The organism is Ruegeria sp. HKCCA5929 (genome assembly GCF_013034525.1).
In the GTDB taxonomy this organism is placed as follows: Bacteria; Pseudomonadota; Alphaproteobacteria; order Rhodobacterales; family Rhodobacteraceae; genus Ruegeria.
This window is the reverse complement of the sequence record NZ_WQGE01000002.1, coordinates 495,763-518,117: the sequence shown is the minus strand read 5'-3', so window position 1 is coordinate 518,117 and position 22,355 is coordinate 495,763. Positions and strand designations below refer to the sequence as shown.

Here is a 22,355-nt window from a genome sequence, read left to right as displayed (position 1 = left end):
GCGCTTAGAAATCGATGGCGATGCCCTTCTTTTCCCAATCGCCGTAACGCGCGGGGTCTGGTCCGTCGCGCCCGCCCAGTTCCTTGGGCAACGCCTTGGCCTCAGCCTCGGCTTTGCGCCGGCGTTCTTCCGCTTCGGCCAGTGCGCGTTGGGCGGCTGGGGGTAGATCTTTGCGGTCGTCACTCATGACATCGGGTTCCTTTCCGTGCTGTGTCTTGATATACGCCCGCGTCCGCCATTGGCAATGCGGGCGCAAGTCACAGTAAGGCGGTACCATGGCAAACAGCGCAACAGCAGCACGGCGCAGCGCAATCTATCTTCTCGATCAGGTTCTGGGTGAGGGCCGCCTGTTGTCCGAATGTCTTGCAGCAGGTGCATTGGACCGGCTGGGACCTGAAGATCGCGCGCGTGCTCAAAGGTTGGCGTTGGAGACCTTGCGCGGGCTGGAACGCGCCGACAGGTTGCTGGACAATCACTTGAACCGCACGCCTGCTCTGACAGTCCATAACGCGCTCAGGCTGGGCGCAGTCGAGCTGTGTAACGGCGAAGCGGCGCATGGTGTGGTGAATTCCATGGTCGAGATCATTAGCCGTTCGCGCAAGCATGGGCGTCTGAAGGGCCTGGTGAATGCGGTTCTGCGCAAGGTGGCCGCCGAAGGCCCTGAAGCCTGGCCCAAAATGCGTGTCCCGCGTTTGCCGGAATGGCTTCGTGATCCCTTGATCATGGCGTGGGGCGCGGGTGCCGTGGCTGGAATGGAGCAGGCGCATTTCACAGGCGCACCGCTTGATCTGACTTTGAAGCCGGGGGGGACAGGTCCCTCGGGCGATGTGCTGCCGACAGGCTCAATTCGTCTGCAGGATGCCGGTCAGGTTTCGGCCCTGCCGGGATACAAAGCCGGGGACTGGTGGGTGCAGGATGCGGCGGCTGCTTTGCCTGTTCGCGTCCTGGCTCCGAAGGCCGGTGAGAACGTGCTGGATCTTTGCGCTGCGCCCGGTGGCAAAACGATGCAACTGGCTGCGGCGGGGGCGGATGTCACCGCGCTGGATGTTTCAGAAGCTCGGATGGAGCGGGTACGCGAAAACCTTGCACGGACGGGTCTGACAGCGCAGGTCATTGTCGGCGATGCGCTGGAACATGAAGGTCAGTATGACGCGATTCTGCTGGACGCACCGTGTTCGGCAACAGGTACAATAAGGCGGCACCCGGATTTGCCTTTCGCCAAGGATGGGTCTGAATTTGGCGGCTTGATCGAGCTTCAGACGCAGATGCTGGCCCATGCATGGGGTTTGTTGAAGCCCGGCGGGCGCTTGGTTTATTGCACCTGTTCATTGCTGCCGGACGAAGGTGAAGTACAGATCGAAGAGGCGCTGGAGATGTATTCCGACATGAGCGTGGATCGCGACGCAGTGAACATATCAGGTGTTGATACGGATTGGATAACAGAAGAAGGCGGCCTGCGTCTGCGGCCTGATTATTGGCCGGATCGCGGTGGCATGGACGGGTTCTACATCGCCTGTCTGACCAAATCCGCCTAAGCGCACGCTTTTCGATGACTTGACGATCGGCGCGGTCTATCGTTGGGTCTCAAGCGCCAGCAGAGCGCAAGGGGCAGAGTAACACACGTCATGTCGAACTCGGACACCATGACCAGTCGGTGGATGCGGTTTCAGAACCGTTTCTACGCGCGCCTGAGCCAGCGGCAAAAGGCGGTCACGGGGTTTGTCGCGCAACCGGATCCGCGCACTGTGGGCTCGTTTGCGCGTGGTCGGCAACTGGTTGCCGGAAACCTTTTGTTCGCCGGGTATCTGGTCGAGGCGGAAGACACCGGGTTGTGGGACGTCGCGGCCCCCAGCGCGGGCTTTGACGACGAACGCCATGGTTTTGCCTGGTTGGACGATCTGGCTGCGGTTGGAGACATGCGCGCACGTGAAAAGGCGCAGCGCTGGGTTTTTGGCTGGATCGAAGCGCATGGTCGTGGCCAAGGTCCCGGCTGGGTGCCTGATCTGACCGGTCGGCGCGTCATGCGCTGGATCAACCACGCGATTTTCCTGCTGCACGGTGCAGATGAAAGGCAAAGCAAGCTGTTCTTCCGCTCGCTGGCGCAACAGACATGGTTTCTGTCCAAACGCTGGCAGGCGGCGACCCCCGGCCTCCCCCGATTTGAAGCTTTGGCGGGTCTGGTTCAGGCCGGGCTGGCGTTGGAAGGGCTGGAGCATATGGCCGATCCGGCGTTGCGGGCGCTTGCCAGCGAATGTGATCGGCAGGTGGACGCGCAGGGTGGTATTCCGACGCGCAACCCAGAGGAGTTGCTGGAAGTTTTCACGTTGCTCAGTTGGACCACGGCGGCACTGAATGATCTGGGGCGCGGAGCGCCTGTTGCGCAAGTCAATGCAATCAAGCGGATCGCGCCGACCCTGCGTAGCCTGCGCCATGCGGATGGGGCGCTGGCGCGGTTCCATGGTGGTGGTCGCGGAATTGAAGGGCGGCTTGAGCAGGCCCTTGCTCAAAGCGGCGTCAAACATAAGGCGGCGACCGAATTGCCGATGGGCTATGCGCGCCTGTCTGCCGCGCGTACCACGGTAATCGTGGATTCCAGCGCACCGCCCACTGGTGCGGCCTCGTTCAATGCACATGCCTCTACGCTGGCGTTCGAGTTGACCTCGGGGCGGCGTCCGTTGATCGTGAATTGCGGGTCGGGGGCCAGCTTCGGGTTGGAATGGCGACGCGCTGGGCGGGCAACGCCCTCGCATTCGACATTGTGCCTGGATGGGTTTTCCAGCGCGCGGTTGGCCAATCCATTGCCGGGCCGCGAAAGTCAGGCGTTGGTGGATGCGCCACAGGACGTGCCAGTTGATTTCGAGGACGCGTTTGAAGGCATCCGCTTCATGGCCGGTCATGATGGATATGCCAAAGTGTTCGGCCTGACCCATGCCCGGACTTTTGAGTTGCGCTTCGATGGCCGCGAGCTTGCGGTCGAGGATATTCTGCTGACAGCAACCGACAAGGCGAAGCGCCAATTCGACAAGGCGATGGACGCCTCAGCGCTCAAGGGGATCGGGTACGATATCCGTTTTCATCTGCATCCTGACGTGGATGCGGCGCTGGATTTGGGCGGGGCGGCGGTGTCCATGGCGCTCAAAAGCGGTGAGATCTGGGTTTTCCGCCATGATGGCATTGGAAAATTGTCCGTCGAGCCAAGCGTTTACCTTGAAAAAGGGCGATTAAAGCCACGCGCGACAAAACAGATCGTTCTATCCGGGCGCGCAATGGAGTATGCGACGCGCATCCGGTGGACGCTAAGCAAGGCGCAGGACACAGCCTATGCCGTCCGCGATACGCACCGGGACGAGCCAGAATTCGACTGACGCCAAAAGGACCTTTGGACCCATGACCGATCTTCACCCCGTGCGCCGCGCGCTGCTTTCCGTATCCGACAAAACCGGGCTGATCGAGCTGGGCAAGGCGCTGGCCGAGCGCGGGGTCGAACTGCTGTCGACCGGTGGCACGGCCAAGGCGCTGCGCGAGGCCGGGCTTGCGGTGAAGGACGTAAGCGAAGTCACCGGCTTCCCTGAGATGATGGATGGTCGGGTCAAGACTCTGCACCCGATGGTGCATGGTGGGCTGCTGGCGTTGCGCGACAACGACACTCATGTCGCTGCGATGACCGAGCACGGGATTGGCGCGATCGATCTGCTGGTTGTGAACCTTTATCCGTTTGAGGCCACCGTCGCCAAAGGCGCCGATTACGATGAATGTGTCGAGAACATCGACATTGGTGGCCCTGCAATGATCCGCGCGGCGGCCAAGAACCATGCCTTTGTGAACGTGGTTGTGGATGTTGAGGATTACGAAAAATTGCTGGGCGACTTGGATCAGCACAACGGTGCAACCTGCCCGAAATTCCGGCGTAAGCTGGCACAGAAAGCCTATGCCCGTACAGCTGCTTACGACACCGCCGTGTCCAACTGGTTGGCTGACGCGCTGGAACTTGAAGCACCTAAACGCCGTGCCTTTGCAGGCGAATTGAAGCAGACCCTGCGCTATGGCGAGAACAGCCATCAACAGGCTGCCTTCTATACGGACGGGACCAACCGCCCCGGTGTGGCCACTGCCGTGCAGCATCAGGGCAAGGAACTCAGCTACAACAACATCAATGACACCGATGCGGCGTTTGAGCTGGTTGCTGAATTCGACCCTGCTCAGGGCGCAGCTTGTGCTATTATCAAACATGCCAACCCTTGTGGGGTGGCCACAGGCGCGACGTTGCTTGAGGCATACAAGGCCGCGTTCGACTGCGACCGCACTTCGGCCTTTGGTGGGATCGTGGCCTTGAACCAGCCGCTGGATGCGGAAACCGCGCAAGAGATCACCGGGATTTTCACCGAGGTCGTGATTGCCCCCGGAGCATCTGACGAAGCCAAGGCAATCTTTGCGGCCAAAAAGAACCTCCGTCTGCTGACGACCGAGGGTCTGCCGGACGTGACCGCCGGTGGTAAAACCGTTCGTCAGGTAGCTGGTGGCTTGCTGGTTCAGGACAAGGATAACGGGTTTGTCGGCATGGATGATCTGAAGGTCGTCACCAAAAAGGCCCCGACGGACGAACAGATGCGCGATCTGCTTTTTGCCTGGAAAGTGGCCAAACACGTCAAGTCCAACGCCATTGTCTACGTCAAAGACGGTGCAACCGTGGGCGTGGGTGCGGGACAGATGAGCCGGGTGGATTCGGCCCTGATCGCCGCCAAGAAAGCCGAACGGATGGCGGATGTGCTGGGCCTGCCTCAGCCGCTGACCATCGGATCTGCTGTCGCCTCTGACGCTTTCTTTCCTTTCCCTGACGGTCTGATGGAAGCCGCCGAGGCCGGTGCAACCTGCGTCATCCAACCCGGTGGCTCCATGCGCGACGACGAGGTGATTGCTGCTGCGGATGAGGCCGGTCTGGCTATGGTCTTCACCGGTATGCGGCATTTCCGTCACTGATGCGGTCTGGCCTGCTTCTCTGGGCGGCGATTGCCGCCTTTGCGATCGACCAGATCAGCAAGTATCTGGTCGTGCATGTCATGCGCGTGGCCGAACAACCCGGTGGCATCGACGTTCTGCCCCCGCTGCTGGTTTTCAAATACGGTGAGAATCGCGGTATCAATTTCGGTCTGTTTCAGGGGAATTCCGACGCCGCGCGTTGGGTGCTGATCGGTATTTCGATTGCGATCTGTGTTGGCGTTCTTATCTGGCTCAGCCGTACAGCCGCATCAAAACTCATGCTCTTTTGCGCAGGTCTGTTGATAGGCGGTGCGCTTGGAAACGTGGTGGATCGGCTGTTATACGGCTATGTGCTGGATTTCCTGAACATGTCATGTTGCGGCATCAACAACCCGTTTGTGTTCAACCTTGCAGATGTGTTCATATTTGCAGGCGCTTTGGGGTTGGTTCTGTTCGACAGCAAAAAGCCCTCGTGACGCGCGGAAATATATGAGATAAAAGCGCCAGAAACAGGCTGGAGACACCAATGCGGATGCCGCGCGCCATATTTGTTCTGACTGTTGTCGCAGCGGTTGCGGCATGTTCGAATCCCGGTCTGCGGGATCTGGCGCCTCCGGGGCAGGGTCCGGATGAGTTTTCGGTCTTGCCGGTCAAACCGCTGACGCAGCCTCAGGATTATGCGTTTTTGCCTGCACCCACACCGGGCGGTGGCAACCTGACAGATCCGAACCCCAATGCCGAGGCCGTTGCCGCACTGGGTGGAAACCCGGCCGCGTTGAACCCGAATGCGGCGGTACCGTCGTCCGACGCAGCACTGGTCACAGCCTCCAGCCGGTATGGCGTCGCACCTGATGCCCGCCAGGTTGTCGAAGCCGAAGATGCTGCGTTCCGCAAGCGCCGTGGTCGTTGGACCGGATTGCGCCTGTTCCCGGTGGATCGCTATGGTCAGGTCTATGAACGGCAATCGATCAATCCTTATGCGGAAACCGATGCAGCCCGTAGTGCCGGTATTGAAACGCCGTCCTCTCCTCCGAATGAATAATTCTTAACTTTCCGTCATCGGGCTTGAACCCGGGCCGCACCACCGTAGTTTGAATACCAGAAACGAAACGGAGGATGCCCCATGGTTCGGGCCCTAGCCCTGTCGGCTGCCCTTATCGCTGCCACCCCGGTCTTGGCCGAGGACGGAAAAGAAGCGGTTACCACATTCACTTTGGACAACGGCATGGATGTCGTCGTGGTCGAAGACCACCGTGCACCAGTTGTGCAACACATGGTCTGGTATCGCGCCGGATCTGCGGATGAACCGGTGGGGACATCCGGGATTGCGCATTTTCTGGAACACCTGCTGTTCAAGGGCACCGATACGCTTGCTCCGGGTGAGTTTTCGGCCACAGTTGCGGCCAATGGTGGCAATGACAATGCGTTCACCTCATACGACTACACCGCGTATTTCCAGCGCGTCGCGGCTGATCGGCTTGAGCTGATGATGCAAATGGAATCCGATCGGATGCGGAACCTTCGCCTGAGCGAAGAGGACATCCTGACCGAGCGTGATGTGATCCTTGAAGAGCGTAACCAAAGGACCGAGAACAACCCACGCTCGTTGTTTGGGGAACAGATGAACGCCGCGCAATATCTCAACCACAGCTACGGCGTGCCGATCATTGGCTGGAAGCACGAGATGGAAGAGCTGGACATGGAGGATGCATTGTCATTCTACCAGACTCATTATGCGCCCAACAACGCCATCCTGGTGGTCACAGGCGATGTCGTACCTGATGAGGTCCGCGCACTTGCTGAACAGTATTACGGTGTGATCCCGGCCAACCCGGACTTGCCCGAGCGGATGCGGGCGCAAGAACCGCCTCAAACGGCCGAACGGCGGCTGACTTACAAAGATCCGCGTGTAGCGCAGCCCTATGTGCAGCGCAGTTATCTGGCCCCCGAACGCGATCCGGGTGAACAGGAGAAGGCGGCGGCCTTGTTCCTGTTGGCCGAACTTCTGGGTGGCAGCACCACGTCTTACCTGAACGAAAAACTCCAGTTCGATCAGCAAAAGGCCGTCTATGCAGGCGCATTCTACCGCGGTGTCTCGCTGGATGACACGACCTTTGATTTGCTGGTTGTTCCGGCGCAAGGTGTGTCGCTGCAAGAGGCCGAAGATGCCATGGATCAGGCGGTCGCTGATTTCATCGCTGAAGGTGTGAAAGAAGACGATCTGAACCGCATCAAGATGCAACTGCGCGCGTCCCAGATTTATGCCCGCGACAATGTTGATGGGATCGGCAACCGGTATGGCCGCGCGCTGACCAGCGGTTTGACGGTCGAGGATGTGCAGGCTTGGCCCGACATTCTTCAGGCCGTGACCGGAGAAGAGATCATCGCCGCTGCCCGCGAAGTCCTGCAACCTGAAACATCTGTCACGGGCTGGCTGATGCGTGATGATGAGGTGACGCAATGAAACGGTTTCTTACAACGCTGATCGCCTGCGTGGTTGCTTTGCCGGCCCTGGCCGAGATCGAGATCAAAGAGGTGACTTCGCCCGGCGGGATCAAAGCCTGGCTGGTCGAAGACCACGCGATCCCCTTCACCGCGTTGGAATTGCGGTTCCGTGGCGGGACGTCGCTGGACGATCCGGACAAGCGCGGTGCTGTTTATTTGATGAGCGGCCTGATCGAAGAAGGCGCGGGCGAAATGGACGCCCAAACCTATGCCCGCGAACTGGAAGCTCTGGCCGCGTCTTTCTCGTATGATGCGGGCGATGATACCGTTTCGATTTCGGCGCGATTTCTGACCGAAAACCGCGACGAAGTGGTCGACCTTTTGCACACCACGTTGCACGAACCGCGTTTCGATCAGGATGCGATTGAGCGCGTGCGCGCGCAAATCCTTTCAGGATTGCGCTCGGACCAGACCGACCCGAATGAGATTGCTGGCCTGAACTTTGCTCAGATGGCCTATGGCGACCATCCTTATGGGTCTGAAGGGAAGGGCACGATCGAAAGCGTCTCGGCCCTGACGCGGGATGACGTGGTGGCCGCGTATGACAGCGTCTTTGCCAGGGACCGCCTGTATGTCGGGGCGGTGGGCGACATTACGGCGGAAGAACTGGGCACGTTGCTGGACAAATTACTCGGCGATTTACCGGAAACCGGGAAACCCATCCCTGACAAAGCCGATGTGACCATTCCGGGTGGCGTCAGCGTCGTCGAGTTCGACACGCCGCAATCCGTGGCCCTGTTTGGTCATGCCGGGATTGATCGGGATGACCCGGATTTCTTCGCTGCGTTTGTCTTGAATCACATTCTTGGCGGGGGCGGGTTTGAAAGCCGTCTGATGCAGGAGGTGCGTGAAAAACGTGGTCTGACATATGGGATCGGAACCTATCTTGTGCCCAAGGATCTGGCATCTGTCTATCTGGGGTCGGTTTCGTCAGCCAATGACCGCATTGCCGAGGCGGTTGAGGTGATCCGTGACGAATGGGCCAGGGCCGCGACCGAAGGCGTAACCCAGAAAGAGCTGGACGATGCCAAGACTTATCTGACCGGTGCATATCCGCTTCGGTTTGATGGCAACGGGCGGATTGCCGGGATCATGGTCGGGATGCAGATGGAAGACCTGCCAATCGACTATATCGCAACCCGCAACGACAAGGTGAATGCCGTAACGCTGGAAGACGTGAACCGCGTTGCGTCCGAATTGCTGGACCCGGACGGGCTGCATTTTACCATCGTCGGAAAACCTGTCGGTCTTGAAACCACAAACTGAAAACAGGGGTGAGCGTGCCTCACCCCTTTTTCATGCTGCGCAACATCTCACCCATCATCTGTCCAAACTTGCCCGAGCCGCGTTGATACAACGCGCCATCCACGGCCAGAACCGTGCCGCTGATATAGCTGGCCAGATCCGAGCTGAGGAACAGGCAGGCATTGGCCACGTCCTGAGGCTGACCCCAGCGGCCCAACGGTACATCGCGGCGCAGCGCCTCACCGGCATCCGGGGTAGGGGCCAGACGTTTTGCGCCCTCGGTGCCTTCGATGAACCCCGGCACGACCGAGTTCACGCGGATCCCTTCAACACCCCATTCCATCGACAGCGTCCGGGTGATCTGATCAACCCCTGCCTTCGCGGCACAGACATGAGCTTGACCCTCATAAGGCAGGTAAGATTGCGGAGCCGAGATGTTGATGATGCTGGCACCGGGGCGTTTCAGGTAAGGGTAGGCCCCTTTCATCACGTGGATCGTGCCCATCAGGTCAATGTCGATCACCGTTTTGAACGCGTTGACTGACATCTCGGACGCCAGCGCCGGGAAGTTCCCCGCAGCGCCGGACACCAGCACGTCGAAATCGCCATAGGCGTCGTGAAACTGTTTCAGACCAGCGGCCACAGCATCCGGATCACGCACGTCAAAGGCCGCCCCGATGGCGTCCTGTGCACCTGCGGCTTTCAGCGCGGCCACGGTGTCGTCCACCTTTTCCTGTGAACGGCTGGCGACGGCCAGTTTGGCACCCGAGGCCGCAAAGGCCTCGGCTATACCGCGATTGATACCGCTGGTTCCGCCAATGACGATGACGGTTTTTCCTGAAAAATCCATAAGGGCCTCCCGTGATGTGCGGGGGCCCTACTCGCCGTAGGGCACCCAGATGTTTTTCACTTCGGTCGCAGCCTGCAGGAAGCGGCGTGAATGGTCCATGCTCCAGTCAAATGCCGTCGCGTTATTGACCCAGGTCCGTTTCAGGTTCCTGGCCGAGACTGTCTCGATCTCTTTCGAAAGGTCAGTGGACGAGAAGGACCAGACCGCGTCCACGTTCAGATGCGAGGCTAGAGGTTTCGCCAGTTCCGCGTGGCTGCCTGTCAAGATGTTGACCACGCCCGCGGGGACGTCCGAGGTCTCCAGAATCTGGTAGAAATCCGTTGCCGCCAGCGGGTAGGGCTCGGATGCCGCCAGAACCACCCGGTTGCCCATAGCAATAGCAGGCGCCATCGCCGAGATCAGACCCAGCAGCGGCGCCTCATCCGCACAAAGCGCGCCGATGACGCCCACGGGTTCCTTCATGGCAATGGCCACACCCCGGATCGGGACGCCATGCACCTGACCGTCGTATTTGTCGGCCCAGGCCGCCGCGGTGAACAGGCGCTGGATCGAGGTTTCGACCTCTTTCGCGCCATCCTTCTTGCCGGTCATGGCGTCGATGCGCGCGGCGAATTCACTCGCACGGGCCGAGAGGTTTTCGCCGATGTAATACAGAATCTGTGCCCGCAGATGGCCGGTGGTCTTGGACCAGCCTTTGGCACCCGCTGCAGCCTCGACCGCGTTGCGCACGTCTTTGCGGTTGGCCAGACCCACATGGCCCAGCAGGCCGGACTTGCTCCAGACGGGTTTGGAATACCCACCATCGGGCCGGGCCTGCTTGCCGCCGACATACATCTTGGCGGTGCGGTCAATCGGGTCGACCGGAGCGCCTTCGCCCATCGTCGCCTCAATCTTCGCCAGAGGTTTGGCCTTGCCCTTTGGCTTGGTATAGGCCGCCAGACCTTCCCATCCGCCTTCGCGGCCAAAGCCACTTTCGCGCACGCCGCCGAAGCCTGCGGCGGCGTCGAACAAGTTGGTCGCATTCACCCAAACCACGCCTGCAACCAGCTTGGGCGCGATGTCCAGCGCAAGGTTCACATTCTCAGTCCAGACTGTCGCGGCCAGCCCGTAACGGGTGTTGTTGGCCAGTTCGACCGCTTCAGCCGGGGTGCGGAAGGTCGAGGAGACCAGCACCGGGCCGAAGATTTCCTCCTGCATCAGCGGGTCGGATGTCTCGAGCCCCGAGATCAGCGTTGGCGGGTAGTAGCAGCCATTTGCGGGCAGTTCACAGGCGGCCTGATGCACGTGACCCACCGTGTTGCTTTCAACCATGCCCTTGATGGTCTGCAACTGAACCGGGTCCACAACAGCACCCACGTCGATGCATTTGTCCAGCGGATCACCGATGCGCAAACCATCCATCCGCGCGCGCAGCTTCTCGTGGAACCGATCCGCGATGCCTTCCTGCACCAACAGGCGAGACCCCGCGCAGCAAACCTGACCCTGATTGAACCAGATCGCATCGACCAGACCTTCAATGGCACTGTCGATATCGGCGTCATCGAACACGATGTACGCGGACTTTCCGCCCAGTTCCAACGTCAGTTCCTTGCCCGAACCTGCCGTCGCCTCTCGGATGCGCCGTCCAACGACGGTCGAGCCAGTGAAGGCGATCTTGTCTACGTCGGCGTTCACGATCATCTCGCCCACCGCGCCGTCGCCGGTCACGATGTTGACGACACCCTTCGGCAGCCCGGCTTGCGAGCAGATATCGGCAAACAACAACGCAGTCAGCGAGGTGTACTCGGCCGGTTTCAGAACCACCGTATTCCCCATCGCCAGCGCAGGTGCGATCTTCCATGCCAGCATCAACAGCGGGAAGTTCCACGGGATGATCTGACCACAAACGCCCAAAGCCTGCGCATCGGGCAACTCGGCCTCCATCAACTGCGCCATGCCGGCGTGATAGTAGAAATGCCGCTGCGCCAGAGGGATGTCGATGTCCCGCGATTCACGTATCGGTTTGCCGTTGTCCATGCTTTCCAGCACCGCAAACAGGCGCGCGTGTTTCTGCAATAGCCGTGCAATGGCATAGAGATACCGCGCACGACCCGCACCGCCTAGCTTCTCCCATCTCGGCTGCGCTTTGCGGGCAGCGGCCACCGCGGCGTCCACATCGGCCTGTTTCGCCTGCGTCAGTTTAGCCAGCACCTCTCCGGTCGCCGGGTTGCGGCTTTCGAACCCTTTGCCGGGTTTGGTGAATGCCCCATCGATATAGTGTCCGAACTTGTCACCCTGATCGACCAGCCAGGCCAGCGCCTCGGCAGCGCTTTCTGGGGCGGGGCCATAGTCCATGGTCTCGAAGATTTCTTTGACTGTCATAACTTCATCTTTTCCCAAATACTCACTGTCCAGACATTTCAGCAGGCTCAGCCCATCGAATGTCTGTATCCAGCCGAGTAAGCCCCGGTCACATAGTGTTCCAACTGCCGCTCGATGTCGCCTAGCAGAGAAGAGGCACCAAAGCGGAACAGGTCTGGTTCCAGCCAGCGATCGCCCAACTCGTCCTTGATCAGCGACAAGTACACCAGCGCGTCCTTGGCTTTTGAAATACCACCGGCGGGCTTGTACCCAACGCGATACCCGGTGCGATCATAGAAATCCCGGATGGCGCGGATCATCACCAGTGAGACAGGCAGGGTGGCGTTGACGCTTTCCTTGCCAGTTGAAGTCTTGATGAAATCCGCGCCAGCCATCATACAGACCAGCGAGGCGCGGGCGACGTTACGCAGGCTGCCCAGCTCTCCGGTCGCCAGAATGGCTTTGACATGGGCATCGCCGCAGGCCACGCGGAAGGCTTTCATTTCATCATACAACGCCTGCCAGTCCCCTGACAGCACATGACGGCGCGAAATGACGATGTCGATCTCTTCGGCACCGGCTTTCACGCTTTCCTCAATCTCGGCCACGCGCAGGTGGAACGGCGACAGGCCGGCCGGGAAGCCAGTGGATACCGCAGCGACCGGAATGCCGGTGCCTTTCAGGGCATCCACCGCGGTTTCTATCATGTCGTGATAGACGCAGACGGCACCCGTGGTAATCTGCGGCATATCCAGCGCCTGCAAGACGGAACTCGCAACTGGTTGTCGCGCCTTCGCGCAAAGGCGGCGCACTCGGCCTACGGTATCATCGCCTGACAGCGTGGTCAGGTCGATCATCGTAACCGCCTTCAGCAGCCACGCCGCTTGATAGTCCTTCTTGACCGACCGCCGCCCGGGAAGGGTCGCAGCCCGGCGCTCAATGGCCGAGGTATTGGCCTGAACGGCGCGGACCCAGTCAAGATCAAGATCCATTCCCGGATTTCGGGGTTCGGTTACTTGCGGCAGATGCGCGGTGCGCACGGGGCTTTCTGAGCTCTGCGTATCCATAGTCACGTCCTTTGGGAGGTTTGCGACAAATTCGCACGGCAGACCGGGGAATGGAAGGTGTTGGATGTATTTGAATGGCAATTTTTTGACCATTTGGACAAAAAGAGAGGGCTTTCTTGCGAATAATTCGCATTAGCGTTGACTTAGTTGCGAATGGTTCTCATATTCAGTCTCAACAGGACGCAAAACTGAGGTCGAAGATGATTCGTCGGAGTTTTCTTGCCGCGTTGGCGCTGGCCCTTTCGATGCCAATCGCCGCTTGGGCTGAAGCGCCACTCAAAGTGGTCGCGACAACGGGCATGATCGCGGATGCAGCGCGCCAGGTGGGCGGTGATCAGGTTGAGGTCACAGGTCTGATGGGGCCGGGCGTTGACCCTCATGCCTATCGACAGACCCGCAGCGACATCGTTGCCATGACCCGCGCTGACCTGATCCTTTGGCACGGTTTGTATCTGGAAGCACAGATGGAAGATTTCTTCCACGATCTCGAACGCAAACGCGCTGTCGTCGCAGTAGCCGAAGGGGTCGATAAATCCAAACTGCGTGCCCATGACGATTACGCAGATAAATACGACCCGCATGTGTGGATGTCGCCCGTGCTTTGGCGCGAAGTTGTGCTAGAGGTTCAGGATGCCTTGACCAACGTTCGTCCCGAAGCGGCAGGCGTGTTTGCAGCCAATGCACAGGCGCATCTGGCCGATATTGACCGTTTGGCGGCTTATGCCGAGGATGTCCTGTCTTCGGTGCCCGAGAACAGCAGAGTACTGCTTACCGCCCACGACGCATTTGGCTATTTCGGTCAAAGCTACGGGTTCGAGGTTCTGGGCATTCAGGGCATCTCGACCCAGTCCGAGGCGGGTTTGAACAGGATCAGCGAATTGGTTGACCTGCTTGTTGATCGCCAAATCACGGCTGTCTTTGTCGAAAGCTCGGTCTCGGATCGCTCAATTCGCGCATTGATCGAAGGGGCAGCGGCCAAGGGGCACAAAGTGACCATCGGTGGTGAGCTTTTTTCGGATGCGATGGGCGCAGAAGGCACCTATGAGGGTACCTATATCGGGATGCTGGATCACAACATCACAGTCATTGGCGGTGCGTTGAACGGCGACGCCCCCGGTCGAGGCATGGACGGCAAACTGTCTGCGGGGTTTTGAATAATGCTGGGTCTGGTCAGCAATGACGGTGTGACGCTTGAGGATCGCGGGCTGGGCGACAGCCCGCTTGCGGTGCGAGGCCTGACCGTTTCCTACGGACAAAAGCCTGCTGTGTTTTCGGTTGATATGACCGTCCAGCCCGGTGCCATGACTGCCATCATTGGCCCAAACGGTGCGGGCAAGTCCACGCTTCTCAAGGCGGCGCTGGGAATCGTCAATCCCCTCTCCGGTCAGGTCACGGTATTTGGACAGCCGCTGGAGGCGCAGCGCGCGCGTATTGCCTATGTTCCGCAACGGGCCAGCGTGGATTGGGATTTCCCAACGCGCGTGATCGACGTTGTGCTGATGGGTCTGTCGCGCGAGCTAGGGCTTCTGGGGCGCGTACGTGCCCGCCACAAGGCATGTGCGATGGACTGTTTGAACCGCGTTGGGATGCGGGACTTCGCGGACCGTCAGATCGGCCAGTTGTCCGGCGGCCAGCAGCAGCGCGTGTTTCTGGCTCGTGCTTTGGCGCAAGGTGCGGATCTGTACTTGCTGGATGAACCGTTCGCCGGGGTGGATGCCGCCACCGAGAAGGCCATTATCGCGGTGCTGAAATCTCTGAAAGAGGCAGGTAAGACGGTAGTCGTGGTGCATCACGATCTGGCGACCGTGACAGATTATTTCGACCACGTTTTCCTGATCAATACCCGCAAGGTGGCAGAAGGGCCGGTGTCCGAGGCGTTCACTGCGGAAACGTTGCAAGCGGCCTATGGCGGGCGTTTGGCGACAGCGCAGATCGATCAGATATCGCGCGCGCTGGGATAACACATGATTTGGGACGCTCTGACCCTGCAGCTTGGCTATAACGCCACGCTGGTCGCAGTTGGTGCGACATTGCTGGGTGTGTCGGCCGGTGTGACAGGGACGTTCCTGTTCCTGCGCAAACGTGCGCTGGTCAGCGATGCCATCAGTCATGCAACTCTGCCGGGCGTCTGTCTGGCCTTTATGGTCTTGGTCGCGCTGGGCGGGGATGGGCGCAATCTGCTGGGCTTGCTGGCAGGGTCTGCAATTTCGGCATGGGTTGGGCTTCTTTGCATGAACTGGCTGACACGCCGCACCCGACTTGCCGAAGACGCAGCAATCGGTGCAGTTCTGTCTGTCTTTTTTGGCTTTGGGATCGTTCTACTGACGATCATTCAAACCATGGGCGTCGGGCGTCAGGCAGGGTTGGAGGGCTTCCTGTTAGGCTCGACCGCTGGAATGCTGTGGGCAGATGCCATGATCATCGCCATCGGTGGCGCGGCGACGCTGCTTATGGTTCTGATCCTGCGTCGCCCGATGACCCTTGTCGCGTTTGACCCGGAATATGCTGCCGCTCGTGGCTTGCCAATCCATCGCATCGATCTTGCGATGATGGGGCTGGTCATGGCGGTCACTGTGGTCGGCCTGAAAATTGTGGGCTTGATCCTGATCGTGGCACTTCTGATCATTCCGGCAGTCACAGCGCGGTTCTGGTCCGAGCGTTCCGAGCACGTCGTCCTGCTTGCGGGGCTTGCCGGAGGTCTGGCCGGGTACATCGGTGCTGCCATTTCCGCTTCTGCCCCCAACTTGCCGACTGGACCGATCATCGTGCTGGTCAGCTTTGCCTTTTTCGTCCTGTCCCTTTTCTGTGCCCCAAAGCGCGGGGTGCTGGCGGCGGTGTTGCGGCATCTGCGGTTTCAGCGCCGGGTGCATATCCGTCAGGGTCTGTTGGCGCTGGCGCAGGGGCAGAAGATTTATGAACCGCTTACGCTGCGCCTGCTACGCCGTGCGGGTTTGGTCCGGCCAGACGGGGTTGCCACGGACTCTGGCAAGGCGCGGGCGGCCAAGGCGCTGCGCGATGAAAAACGCTGGGAAATCGTCCGCGCGGATCAGGCGCATGAGGCGACGGCTGCGCTCTATGACGGGCTGCGGGATATCGAAACGGTCCTGACGCATGATCAGATCGCTGAAATCGATCGTCAAATCGGCGGGCCGCAGGGGGTTCCGGTATGAGTGGCGAAGAATTTGTCCCACTGTCGTTGACGCCGCTGCTGATTGGCACATTTGCGGCCATTGCCTGCGCCTTGCCCGGCAACTTTCTGGTGCTGCGCAAACAGGCGCTGATTGGCGACGCGATCAGCCATGTGGTGCTGCCGGGTATCGTGGTGGCGTTCCTGTTGACCGGGGCGATATCGACCTGGCCAATGATGCTGGGCGCTGCAGGGGCGGCGATTGTGGCTGTGGTTCTGATCGAAGCCATTCGCCGGCTGGGTCAGATCGAGCCCGGTGCCGCCATGGGTGTTGTCTTTACCACAATGTTTGCGGCGGGTGTTTTGCTGCTCGAGCAAACTGACACCTCGACCGTGCATCTGGACGTGGAGCATGCGCTTTACGGCAATCTCGAAAGCTTGATCTGGCTAGACGCAACCGGTTGGGGATCCTTGCTGGATGTCGAAGCTCTTGCGGGTTTGCCACCTGAATTGCCTCGGATTGCTCTGACTCTGGTGGGCGTGTCTGTGTTCACCTGGCTGTTCTGGCGACCGCTAAAGATTTCCACCTTCGATGAAGGATTTGCGCGCACGATCGGCATTCGCACGGGTGCTCTGAGCATGGCATTGGTGATAACAGCGGCCATCGCGGCGGTGGCTGCATTTGACGCGGTGGGCTCGATCATCGTGATCGCCATGTTCATCTGCCCTCCGGCGGCGGCGCGGATGCTGACCAACCGGCTCGAGGCGCAGATTGCCTGGAGCATTGTGTTCGCCACGGCCTCGGCAGTGTCGGGCTATGTATTGGCGGGATACGGCCCCTTGTGGTTGGGCGGGTCGGATGCAGTCAGCGCGGCTGGCATGATTGCCACGATGTCTGGTCTGATACTTGCCGCAGCCGCCATGTTCGGACCGTGCCGCGCGCGTATCGGGGCGCACACTTCTGCGTGATCGGGCATGTTCCCGCCGCACCTGTCCGCACGTCATCGGCCAATCTCTGCCCAGATGCCCAAATGATGAATCTTAAGCAGCTTTTAACCTGCTCACATGTTACACGCCGTCCATTCATTAGCTAAATCACACCACTCACTTGGTACGTCCGGGTGGACCTGAGCGCTAAGCCGTTCACGGCCATCCGGACACCCCCTCTCTGATCAAAAGACCTGTGTAAACCAGTGGCAGAATCGTACGCGGCTGTGCTAGGTCTAGGGGTATGGCGCAAGCAAACCCCAATATCAGCGAAAATCGCCCGGTGATCCGGCAACTGGATGACGCTGCAATCAACAGGATTGCAGCCGGTGAGGTGGTGGAACGTCCGGCCTCTGCCGTGAAGGAACTGGTCGAGAACGCAATCGACGCAGGGGCCACGCGGATCGCCATCGATATTGCGGATGGGGGCAAGACCCTGATCCGCGTCACGGATGACGGCTGTGGTATTTCGGCGGATGATCTGCCGCTGGCGTTGTCCCGCCATGCCACGTCAAAGATTGATGGGTCGGACCTGCTGAACATCCATACCTTTGGGTTTCGCGGAGAGGCGCTGCCTTCTTTGGGTGCGGTCGGGCGACTGACCATCTCCAGCCGCGTACCGGGTGCCGAGGCGGCGCAGATCCACGTTGCGGGCGGCAAGATGGGCGCGGTCAAACCCGCCGCCCTGCGCGCGGGCACAGTCGTCGAACTGCGCGATCTGTTCTTTGCCACGCCCGCCCGGCTGAAGTTTATGCGCACCGACCGGGCCGAGACGCAAGCCATCACCGATACGGTGAAACGGCTGGCCATGGCCGAGCCATCCGTAACCTTCACGCTGCGCGATGTGTCCGGTGGCGGTGAAGGTCGTGTGACCTTCCGCGCGGATCGCGAGAACGGAGATCTCTTCGATGCGCTCCACGCCCGCCTGGCCCGCGTGATCGGGCGCGAGTTTGCCGAGAATGCGCTGCAAATCGACGCCACGCGCGAAGGCATCCGGCTTTATGGCTATGCTGCCTTGCCGACCTATTCGCGCGGTGCTGCGGTGGCGCAGTATCTTTTCGTCAATGGTCGGCCTGTGCGTGACAAGATGCTGACTGGCGCTTTGCGGGCCGCCTATTTCGATTTCCTCAGCAGGGATCGCCATCCGGCGGCGGCTTTATTCATCGATTGTGATCCGACGCTAGTAGATGTGAACGTTCATCCCGCCAAATCCGAGGTGCGGTTCCGCGACCCCGGCGTTGCGCGCGGCTTGATTGTGTCTAGCCTGCGTCATGCTCTGGCCGAGGCCGGGCATCGGGCATCCTCGACCGTGGCCAATGCGACCTTGGGGGCAATGCGGCCCGAACCTTCGCAATCTGCCCCGGCCCGTGTGTATCAGATGGATCGACCTTCGCCAGCAGCGCGACAGGCGGCCTACTGGGCGCAATCTCCGGGCTTTGCTGAACTGGCTCAGGATTACAGCGGCAGTATTGTCGAGCCTACCTCTGTTGCGCCGATAGCCGAGACAGAAGAACCTCAACCGCAGGACCTGCCTTTGGGGGCTGCGCGGGGACAGGTGCACGAGAATTACATTATCGCGCAAACCGCCGACGGTATGGTGATCGTGGATCAGCACGCTGCACATGAACGGCTGGTTTATGAAAAGCTGAAAACGCAGATGGCGGAAAACGGCGTTGCGGCGCAGGCGCTTCTGATCCCGGAAATCGTGGAGCTGTCTGAAGGCGATTGTGCGCGTCTGATGGCTGTTGCTGATAACTTGACGCGCTTTGGTCTGACCATTGAACCCTTCGGTGGCGGGGCCATCGCTGTGCGTGAAACTCCTGCCATTTTGGGCGAGGTCGATGCCCGCGCGATGATCCTGGATATCCTTGATGAGTTGGCTGATCAGGGCGAAAGCCAGATGGTGCAGGCAAAGATCGAGGCAATCCTCAGCCGGGTGGCCTGCCACGGCTCTGTCCGCTCGGGTCGCCGGATGCGCGCCGAAGAGATGAACGCACTGCTGCGCGAGATGGAGGCGACGCCGCATTCCGGTCAGTGCAACCATGGGCGGCCGACTTACGTGGAATTGAAGCTCAGCGATATCGAGCGGTTGTTCGGGCGCAGTTGATCCGTCGTTCAGAACCTATTAAGAAGATCGAAACAAAACGAGAACATAAAGACTGACATGATCCAGATTGCAGGCACCCAAATCCCTTTGAATGACCCGGTTCTTCTGACCGGTGGCGGGGTTGTCCTGCTGATCCTGCTGCTTTTGTTCCTGTCGCTGCGGGCGGCCAATCGCTCGGCCCGGATGGCAGAACCTCTGGCGCGGCAGATGGCGCATCTGGGACAGCATGTGCAGCAACTGGGGCAGGGGCAGGAACAATTGCGCGGCGGTCTTCAGCATGTCTCGGACACGCAGGCTAATGCGCAGGTGCAAGTGATCCAAACGGTTGAAGCGCGCCTGTCCTCGGTTCAGCAGCAGATGAATGACCGGCTGGCGGACAACGCGATGAAGTCTGCACGCGCGCTGGCCGAAATGCAGGAGCGGATGAAAGAATCGCTGCATGGGTCATCGAAACAGACCGCGACATCCCTGACCCAATTGCAGGAGCGTCTGGCCGCGATCGACAAAGCGCAGGACAATATCACCAAACTGTCTGGTGACGTTCTCAGCCTGCAGGATATCCTGTCGAACAAGCAGACGCGCGGGGCGTTTGGCGAAATCCAGCTGACGGACATTGTTTCAAAGGCACTGCCAAGGGACAGTTTCCAGTTGCAGGCTACCCTGTCGAATGGGCGTCGTGCGGACTGCCTGATCCATCTGCCGAACCCGCCGGGCCCTATCGTGATTGACAGCAAATTCCCGCTGGAGGCGTATGAAGCGCTGATCGGCGCAACCAATGACGCTGAGCTGAAAGCGGCGTTGCAGATGTTCCGCAGCACAGTGCGTAAACATATCAACGACATTGCCGAGAAGTACATCCTGGACGGTGAAACCGCCGATGGTGCGCTGATGTTTCTGCCGTCCGAAGCTGTTTATGCCGAGCTTCACGCCAAGTTCCCTGAGCTGGTTCAGGAAAGTTTCAGCAAGCGCGTGTGGATCGTTTCACCCACCACCTGTATGGCGACGCTGAACACGATGCGCGCGATCCTGAAAGATGCCCGGATGCGCGAACAGGCAGGTGCGATCCGCAAAGAATTGGGATTGCTGCACAAGGATGTGGAGCGTCTGGGTGATCGTGTGACCAATCTGGATCGTCATTTTGGTCAGGCGGCCAAGGATATCTCGGAAATCAAGATCAGCGCGGAAAAAGCTGGCCGACGGGCGCAGCGTCTGGACAATTTCGATTTCGCAGAAATCGCACCTGATGCCGCGTCAGACGTTGTGCCTTTGGCGCGTCACGAAGGTTGAGACTTACTGGATCGACAAGTCCAGGTTGTACCCGACGGTTTTGCCGGTATCTCGGTCATTGCCCATCAGATAAACACGGATTGTATAGTCTCCGTCCTCTGGCAGGTTAATCCGGGCGGTATTGCCGTCAATCGATCCATTGTAGATCGCGACCCCATCACTGCCCGGGGGCAGGATGTTGAAATAGACCACGCCGTTCCCATTGGTGTCACTGACCTGAAGGTCGGCAAACATCTCCTGACCGGCTTTTGCACCCAACACATAGTCGAAGTATTCGTCGCCAGTGACAGCCCCGTTGACCATGGTGCCATAATTGCCGGACTGAAATTGCACCTCTGCAGTCATCTGGGCAAACGCCGCAGGCGCGAAACAAAGCAGAAGGGCCGACAAAAGAAGTTTTCCTGTCATATCTGTTTCCTTTCAAGCTTCGCTTTGGCCGGAACTCACCAGCAGTCAGATGCGCAGGAAGGGCTGAAACAAACGCGGCATAAGTTTGTTGAATTTCAACGGTGCATCTGTGACTGCAAGACAAATGCAGTCTTCCGAGATATCCGCGACAGGTGTGTGTTCCAGATCCTCGTCAGCGATTTCAACGTCGCCGCGGGCAAAGTGATCCACCTCGTCCGAAAACGCGCCCTGCAGAACCATAGTCAGTTCCATGCCCTGATGACCGTGATCCGGGACCGCAGCACCGGCCGGGATGAACAACAACCGTGCCGTGGCCTCTTTGGTGGTCGGCAGAATGGCCTGCTTCACACCCATTCCAATGGATTTCCAGCGGATGTCCGCGACGGTTCCGCCCACATAGTCCTGCAAAGGGGTAGGCAGCACGGCGCAGCCCGGTCGCGCGGGCTTGGGGGTCGGCGCACCCTGCGCAATCAAGGCCATGGTCGCCGCGAGTGAGGCGTCAGACATGGCGACCGAGCCTGCCTGATCATCCAGAACCTGCCCGCCAACGGCGTCAAAGCTCTCGGCCCGTGCGCGGCAATGGTCACACAGGGAAAGATGGGTTGCGACCATCAGATCGAACGCCTCGGGCAGAGTTCCTGCGGCATATGCCATCAGCAGGTCATCTGTCAGGTGATGTTTAATCGACTTGCTCATCTTACTCATCTCAGTTCATCGCGTGGCGCAAGCGGTCCAGCGCCAGCCTAATACGTGACTTGATCGTTCCCAGGGGCAACCCGGTCTGAGACGCAATTTCGCGGTGACTCAGGTCGCCGAAATACGCCTTTTCGATCAGCTCTCTCTGCGCCTCGGGCAACGCCAACATGGCGGTGCGCAGCTGCGCGGTTTCCTGTTGCAGCGCGATCACGTCGTCCTGGTCAGGCTCGGCCTCGGGTCCCCATCCCAGTTCCTCGGGTTCGGGGCGGCGTTGCTTGCGCAGAACGTCGATGCGCTTGTTCCGAGCAATCGTGAAAACCCACGTGGCTACGGTGGCCCGTGTTGGATCGAACAGATGGGCCTTGTGCCACAAGGTCGCCATCACCTCTTGTGCGCATTCTTCGGCCATGGTGGCATCAGACCCTGATTTCATCAGGAACGCCTTGATGCGTGGCGCGAAGTGTTGGAACAGCTCGGCAAAGGCCGACTGGTCCTGCGCATCCCGGATGCGTTTGACGTGTTCCACCCACTCGGTTCTGGTGTCGCAACTGGCTTTCGTTCCGTTCACCTGTCTACCCTTGATGCGTTTCTTCCCGCGCCAAGGTTGAGGGGCGGCTGTGTCAGCCGCAGGTTCGTCCAAGGTCGCAGTATTGATCTCGGTAAACATAACCACATTACGGGCCGCGCCCCAAGCCGGATCACTTTATCGGGACATTATGATCCAACTCGCGCTATTTTCCGTAACACTACTATACAAAT

20 protein-coding genes are annotated in these 22,355 nt (G+C 59.6%); 13 read left to right on the top strand and 7 right to left on the bottom strand.

Annotated features, from left to right (window positions below):
* Positions 1–4: 4 nt before the first annotated feature.
* Positions 5–187: a DUF1674 domain-containing protein gene (locus GOV90_RS07300; RefSeq protein WP_171093279.1), complete on the bottom strand. Its 183-nt coding sequence runs from the start codon at positions 185–187 to the stop codon at positions 5–7.
* A gap of 88 nt (positions 188–275) precedes the next feature.
* Between GOV90_RS07300 and GOV90_RS07295 the strand changes: the two genes are divergently transcribed.
* The 7 genes from GOV90_RS07295 to GOV90_RS07265 all read left to right on the top strand — a co-directional run bounded on the left by GOV90_RS07295 (position 276) and on the right by GOV90_RS07265 (position 8,748).
* A complete protein-coding gene (locus GOV90_RS07295; RefSeq protein ID WP_171093280.1) occupies positions 276–1,535 on the top strand; it encodes an RsmB/NOP family class I SAM-dependent RNA methyltransferase in 1,260 nt (419 codons plus the stop codon).
* 90 nt (positions 1,536–1,625) lie between these two features.
* Positions 1,626–3,365 (top strand): heparinase II/III family protein, encoded by a 1,740-nt coding sequence (locus GOV90_RS07290; protein WP_171093282.1) that lies wholly within the window; start codon positions 1,626–1,628, stop codon positions 3,363–3,365.
* Between the two features lie 22 nt (positions 3,366–3,387).
* Positions 3,388–4,977, top strand: coding sequence for a bifunctional phosphoribosylaminoimidazolecarboxamide formyltransferase/IMP cyclohydrolase (purH, locus tag GOV90_RS07285; RefSeq protein ID WP_171093284.1), 1,590 nt, complete (start codon positions 3,388–3,390; stop codon positions 4,975–4,977).
* Positions 4,977–5,453, top strand: coding sequence for a signal peptidase II (gene lspA / locus GOV90_RS07280; protein WP_171093286.1), 477 nt, complete (start codon positions 4,977–4,979; stop codon positions 5,451–5,453). The genes purH and lspA overlap by 1 nt, the downstream gene beginning before the upstream one ends.
* Positions 5,454–5,503: 50 nt before the next feature.
* Positions 5,504–6,019, top strand: a complete 516-nt coding sequence (locus GOV90_RS07275; RefSeq protein WP_171093288.1) for a DUF3035 domain-containing protein — start codon at positions 5,504–5,506, stop codon at positions 6,017–6,019.
* Positions 6,020–6,100: 81 nt separating this feature from the next.
* The gene (locus GOV90_RS07270; RefSeq protein WP_171093290.1) at positions 6,101–7,441 is read left to right on the top strand and encodes a pitrilysin family protein; all 1,341 of its coding nucleotides are present in this window, start codon (positions 6,101–6,103) and stop codon (positions 7,439–7,441) included.
* Entirely contained in the window at positions 7,438–8,748 is a 1,311-nt protein-coding gene (locus GOV90_RS07265) for a pitrilysin family protein (RefSeq protein WP_171093292.1), read from the top strand. The genes GOV90_RS07270 and GOV90_RS07265 overlap by 4 nt, the downstream gene beginning before the upstream one ends.
* Before the next feature lie 19 nt (positions 8,749–8,767).
* Here GOV90_RS07265 and GOV90_RS07260 read toward each other — a convergent pair whose 3' ends face one another.
* Genes GOV90_RS07260 through deoC form a run of 3 tightly spaced genes read right to left on the bottom strand, consistent with a single transcriptional unit; the run spans position 8,768 to position 12,984 of the window.
* Complete coding sequence (locus GOV90_RS07260; protein ID WP_171093294.1) at positions 8,768–9,577, bottom strand: SDR family oxidoreductase; 810 nt, start codon at positions 9,575–9,577, stop codon at positions 8,768–8,770.
* 27 nt (positions 9,578–9,604) lie between these two features.
* Positions 9,605–11,938 carry an aldehyde dehydrogenase family protein gene (locus GOV90_RS07255; protein WP_171093296.1) on the bottom strand — a complete coding sequence of 778 codons (2,334 nt, stop codon included), beginning with the start codon at positions 11,936–11,938 and terminating at the stop codon, positions 9,605–9,607.
* A gap of 47 nt (positions 11,939–11,985) precedes the next feature.
* Positions 11,986–12,984 carry a deoxyribose-phosphate aldolase gene (gene deoC / locus GOV90_RS07250; RefSeq protein WP_171093298.1) on the bottom strand — a complete coding sequence of 333 codons (999 nt, stop codon included), beginning with the start codon at positions 12,982–12,984 and terminating at the stop codon, positions 11,986–11,988.
* A gap of 200 nt (positions 12,985–13,184) precedes the next feature.
* Here deoC and GOV90_RS07245 point away from each other — a divergent pair, with 200 nt between their 5' ends.
* The 6 genes from GOV90_RS07245 to GOV90_RS07220 all read left to right on the top strand — a co-directional run bounded on the left by GOV90_RS07245 (position 13,185) and on the right by GOV90_RS07220 (position 20,492).
* Entirely contained in the window at positions 13,185–14,138 is a 954-nt protein-coding gene (locus tag GOV90_RS07245) for a metal ABC transporter solute-binding protein, Zn/Mn family (RefSeq protein ID WP_171093300.1), read from the top strand.
* 3 nt (positions 14,139–14,141) lie between these two features.
* Positions 14,142–14,945: a metal ABC transporter ATP-binding protein gene (locus GOV90_RS07240; protein WP_171093302.1), complete on the top strand. Its 804-nt coding sequence runs from the start codon at positions 14,142–14,144 to the stop codon at positions 14,943–14,945.
* Positions 14,946–14,948: 3 nt separating this feature from the next.
* Positions 14,949–16,154: a metal ABC transporter permease gene (locus tag GOV90_RS07235; protein WP_171093304.1), complete on the top strand. Its 1,206-nt coding sequence runs from the start codon at positions 14,949–14,951 to the stop codon at positions 16,152–16,154.
* A complete protein-coding gene (locus tag GOV90_RS07230) occupies positions 16,151–17,080 on the top strand; it encodes a metal ABC transporter permease (RefSeq protein ID WP_171093306.1) in 930 nt (309 codons plus the stop codon). The genes GOV90_RS07235 and GOV90_RS07230 overlap by 4 nt, the downstream gene beginning before the upstream one ends.
* Before the next feature lie 262 nt (positions 17,081–17,342).
* Positions 17,343–19,205, top strand: a complete 1,863-nt coding sequence (gene mutL / locus GOV90_RS07225) for a DNA mismatch repair endonuclease MutL (RefSeq protein ID WP_171093308.1) — start codon at positions 17,343–17,345, stop codon at positions 19,203–19,205.
* Between the two features lie 57 nt (positions 19,206–19,262).
* Positions 19,263–20,492 (top strand): DNA recombination protein RmuC, encoded by a 1,230-nt coding sequence (locus GOV90_RS07220; RefSeq protein ID WP_171093310.1) that lies wholly within the window; start codon positions 19,263–19,265, stop codon positions 20,490–20,492.
* 3 nt (positions 20,493–20,495) lie between these two features.
* Here the strand turns inward: GOV90_RS07220 and GOV90_RS07215 are convergent, their stop codons facing one another.
* Genes GOV90_RS07215 through GOV90_RS07205 form a run of 3 tightly spaced genes read right to left on the bottom strand, consistent with a single transcriptional unit; the run spans position 20,496 to position 22,263 of the window.
* Entirely contained in the window at positions 20,496–20,900 is a 405-nt protein-coding gene (locus GOV90_RS07215) for a hypothetical protein (protein ID WP_171093313.1), read from the bottom strand.
* Between the two features lie 45 nt (positions 20,901–20,945).
* A complete protein-coding gene (locus tag GOV90_RS07210; protein WP_171093316.1) occupies positions 20,946–21,596 on the bottom strand; it encodes a ChrR family anti-sigma-E factor in 651 nt (216 codons plus the stop codon).
* A 10-nt stretch (positions 21,597–21,606) separates the two neighbouring features.
* Positions 21,607–22,263, bottom strand: a complete 657-nt coding sequence (locus tag GOV90_RS07205) for a sigma-70 family RNA polymerase sigma factor (RefSeq protein WP_171093317.1) — start codon at positions 22,261–22,263, stop codon at positions 21,607–21,609.
* Positions 22,264–22,355: the final 92 nt, after the last annotated feature.

Bases quoted from the DNA above. Each gene is read 5' to 3' on its own strand.
- GOV90_RS07210 (WP_171093316.1), bottom strand. From the start codon at position 21,596: ATGAGCAAGTCGATTAAACATCACCTGACAGATGACCTGCTGATGGCA.
- GOV90_RS07255 (WP_171093296.1), bottom strand. From the start codon at position 11,938: ATGACAGTCAAAGAAATCTTCGAGACCATGGACTATGGCCCCGCCCCA.
- GOV90_RS07220 (WP_171093310.1), top strand. From the start codon at position 19,263: ATGATCCAGATTGCAGGCACCCAAATCCCTTTGAATGACCCGGTTCTT.
- GOV90_RS07240 (WP_171093302.1), top strand. From the start codon at position 14,142: ATGCTGGGTCTGGTCAGCAATGACGGTGTGACGCTTGAGGATCGCGGG.
- GOV90_RS07260 (WP_171093294.1), bottom strand. From the start codon at position 9,577: ATGGATTTTTCAGGAAAAACCGTCATCGTCATTGGCGGAACCAGCGGT.
- GOV90_RS07265 (WP_171093292.1), top strand. From the start codon at position 7,438: ATGAAACGGTTTCTTACAACGCTGATCGCCTGCGTGGTTGCTTTGCCG.
- GOV90_RS07300 (WP_171093279.1), bottom strand. From the start codon at position 187: ATGAGTGACGACCGCAAAGATCTACCCCCAGCCGCCCAACGCGCACTG.
- GOV90_RS07290 (WP_171093282.1), top strand. From the start codon at position 1,626: ATGTCGAACTCGGACACCATGACCAGTCGGTGGATGCGGTTTCAGAAC.
- deoC (WP_171093298.1), bottom strand. From the start codon at position 12,984: ATGGATACGCAGAGCTCAGAAAGCCCCGTGCGCACCGCGCATCTGCCG.
- GOV90_RS07215 (WP_171093313.1), bottom strand. From the start codon at position 20,900: ATGACAGGAAAACTTCTTTTGTCGGCCCTTCTGCTTTGTTTCGCGCCT.
- GOV90_RS07230 (WP_171093306.1), top strand. From the start codon at position 16,151: ATGAGTGGCGAAGAATTTGTCCCACTGTCGTTGACGCCGCTGCTGATT.
- GOV90_RS07205 (WP_171093317.1), bottom strand. From the start codon at position 22,263: ATGTTTACCGAGATCAATACTGCGACCTTGGACGAACCTGCGGCTGAC.
- mutL (WP_171093308.1), top strand. From the start codon at position 17,343: ATGGCGCAAGCAAACCCCAATATCAGCGAAAATCGCCCGGTGATCCGG.
- GOV90_RS07235 (WP_171093304.1), top strand. From the start codon at position 14,949: ATGATTTGGGACGCTCTGACCCTGCAGCTTGGCTATAACGCCACGCTG.
- purH (WP_171093284.1), top strand. From the start codon at position 3,388: ATGACCGATCTTCACCCCGTGCGCCGCGCGCTGCTTTCCGTATCCGAC.
- lspA (WP_171093286.1), top strand. From the start codon at position 4,977: ATGCGGTCTGGCCTGCTTCTCTGGGCGGCGATTGCCGCCTTTGCGATC.
- GOV90_RS07275 (WP_171093288.1), top strand. From the start codon at position 5,504: ATGCGGATGCCGCGCGCCATATTTGTTCTGACTGTTGTCGCAGCGGTT.
- GOV90_RS07245 (WP_171093300.1), top strand. From the start codon at position 13,185: ATGATTCGTCGGAGTTTTCTTGCCGCGTTGGCGCTGGCCCTTTCGATG.
- GOV90_RS07270 (WP_171093290.1), top strand. From the start codon at position 6,101: ATGGTTCGGGCCCTAGCCCTGTCGGCTGCCCTTATCGCTGCCACCCCG.
- GOV90_RS07295 (WP_171093280.1), top strand. From the start codon at position 276: ATGGCAAACAGCGCAACAGCAGCACGGCGCAGCGCAATCTATCTTCTC.